Below are 2,855 nucleotides of genomic sequence, written 5' to 3'. Positions count from 1 at the left end.
GCTTCGCCGTTGGCTCGCAATGACGAAGTTTTTTTATTCCGTCATTACGAAGGAGTGAAACGACTGAAGTAATCCACTTTAATTTGGATTGCTTCGCCGTTGGCTCGCAATGACGGGTTATAGAAAGCTTGCAATTTCTTTAATTTTTTGTCATTACGAGGCTATTTATAGCCGAAGTAATCCACTTTAATTTGGGTTGCTTTGCTTTCTTTTGGATTGCTCGCCAACGGCGGGCTTTAGCCTCGCTTTCTTACGAAAGCTCGCAATGACAAGAAAAATAAAATTGCAATGACTAAATTATGTTAACTTTATTCATAAATTTAATTATCTTATTCATAAATTTGCTTGAATTATTTATAAATTCGCTACTTTTTGTAAATTTCTTATTTTTTTTTTTTTTTGTATAGAAATAGTAAATTCTACTTGACTTTACTTAATAAATTTATTATACTATTATCGTTAAGGATAAAGTTTTGACGATTAATTGATTTGAGGAAGTTCTAAATCGATTAAAATTAATTAATTAAAAAACGAAATCCTTATAAATAAAAAATTTATTTGAAGGAGGCTTTATATGTTAAAGCGAACATTTAAGACTATCGCATTTTTAATGATAGCGGTTATTTTGGTTGCGGGATTTGTTTCCTGCATTGGAGGAGCAGACGAAATTACGGGAAGTTATTCGAGCGGAAATGTGAGCGGCGGAGATAATACGAGTGGCGGAGGCATTAATACGACTTTGCCAGATATCTCAAAGGATTATACAAGATTTCCAAGTTCGCCAGACGATAATACAAATTCTACAACAGACGATAATCAGCCTTTCCAAGACGACAATCCTAATAATTATTACAAAATTAGAGTTCCTTTTGGCGTTGGCGGAGACGGTTATACAAATGTGAGCTACAAAGACACAAACAAATTAAAACAATTATGGTTAGAACAAATCAACAGAAAAGCGGCAAACGATGGAAAAGTTTTTGCAATTAAAAATGAAGGGAATAATAGAGGTATTGATAATTTTCAAAATAGACATACGCATGGAGAATATAGCGCGCAGGATTATTATTACTTCAATGAAAACGGAGATATGGTTTATAAAGAAGACAACCAAATCATCAAAAAATTTATTGGAGCGGTTATAATCGAGTATAGAGATATTAATATAGAAAGAGGAAATATAAATCTTATGGGATTTAATGATAACCGTAGCGCTATAATAAATATTAGCTGGTCGAAAAAAGGCGTCTATACCGTTGGAGGCATTTACGCTAATACTTTGACAACCGAGCAGGCGAGGGAAAAATATGACGGCGACAATCCATTTAGAAAAGGAGTATTCGGTTTCGTAACTTATCGGCATAATGTTCAAACCTATCATGGCGGATTTAGTTACGCTAATAATTTATTTGAAAGACAATATATAAATCCTGGCTTTATAGAAGTTTTCGTTATGTATGATTATGAGAATCATGGATATTCTGGCGCCGCGTCCGTTCATTCTTATTACGCTTATCATGGAATATATAATTATTATAAAGAATACGCTAATCATCCGGGAATTTATTTCACACCCGAAAATATGCCTTATATGACCAATCATAATTTATACTTGGGGCAAAAGCCCGATTTTATCGATAAACATTTGAATCATAGCGCGCTATTTTCGGATAGCGGGCGTAATAAGGAATTCTTGTTTTTGCCGGGACATAAGAATTAAGACAATGAGAGTGTGTAAGTAATATATTAAAATTGGGGGAAGGCTAAAATAGTCTTCTCCTTTATTTTTGTATAATTTGCCGAAACCTGAAGATAAAAATTCGTCATTCGCCGAGACTACTGTCCGCCTTTGGCGAGGCGTCCCGCACTCTGTGGGCTTTAGCCTAGGGAACGAGGGCTTTAGCCCGAAGTAATCTATTAAAAGTGGATTGCTTCACTACCGTTCGCAATGACGGTTTAAAAAATATACAATGACAGATAAAAATTCTTCATTACCGTAGTCATTTATTCGATTTTACGCGTTCGATTAAATTTCTTTAATGAAAAATTAAATATATCCGATTAATTAACATAAGAATATTTATTATTTATTTAATGGAATTTGAATGCGTTATATAAATATTATACTTTTTATTTTATGTATTAATTTGAACGGCGAAGTTTATAATATTTTTTCAAATGGAAACGGTATATATTATAGTTCGCTTGATAATTCTGCAAACGGTTTTGTATTGAATAATTCTTTAACGAGAAATTATAATAATTTGGAAATTTCCGAAATATTTGAGTCTTCAATAGTTAATTCGGTTAATTATAGCGGAGTAAGTTATAGTAAAGATATTAAATTTATTGACGGAGTTTTGGGAGGAAAAGCGGTTTTGCTTCCAGACGGAAAATCTTTTGTCAAAATGGATAATAGAGGCTATGCTTATTCGAGCGAAGATTCAATAAACAGTTTTACGATTGAATTTTATTTGAATCCATACCAAATAAGAATGAACTCAAAAGTTTTATCGAAAATATCAATATATAACAATGGAAATTCGAGCGAATATTCTGGAGTAAGGGCGAGTATAATTGACGGAAAACTGGTTTGGAGATTTGATAATTTATTTATGTATAATGGACAGTATTCAAATATAACTTTATCGGCGGGAGAATCTTTAAAACCCAACGAATGGCGGCATCATAGCGTAAGTTTTGACGCTAAAACGGGAAAATTGGTAAAATATATTGACGGACTCGAAGAAGAAGTTTTATATTTGACAAGCTCTGGAGATATTAACGGCTCTCCATATATGCTTAATATAAATAATATCATTTACGACCCTTTATATTTGGGACAGGGTTTTATC

2 protein-coding genes are annotated in these 2,855 nt (G+C 32.7%); both read left to right on the top strand.

What is annotated here, in order from left to right; translation table 11 throughout:
• Positions 1–574 precede the first annotated feature (574 nt).
• Positions 575–1,720: a hypothetical protein gene (locus ACR0QS_RS12520; RefSeq protein WP_432633787.1), complete on the top strand. Its 1,146-nt coding sequence runs from the start codon at positions 575–577 to the stop codon at positions 1,718–1,720.
• Between the two features lie 385 nt (positions 1,721–2,105).
• On the top strand, positions 2,106–2,855 hold a 750-nt coding region (locus ACR0QS_RS12515), incomplete at its 3' end, for a LamG-like jellyroll fold domain-containing protein (RefSeq protein ID WP_432633786.1).

This window comes from Brachyspira sp., from assembly GCF_050873525.1.
Classification (GTDB): Bacteria; Spirochaetota; Brachyspiria; order Brachyspirales; family Brachyspiraceae; genus Brachyspira.
The sequence above is the reverse complement of the archived record's forward strand: the minus strand, read 5'-3'. Positions and strand labels throughout refer to the sequence as shown.

What these genes read in the sequence shown, in the direction of transcription:
- ACR0QS_RS12520 (WP_432633787.1), top strand. Translation starts at nt 575, where the DNA reads ATGTTAAAGCGAACATTTAAGACTATCGCATTTTTAATGATAGCGGTT.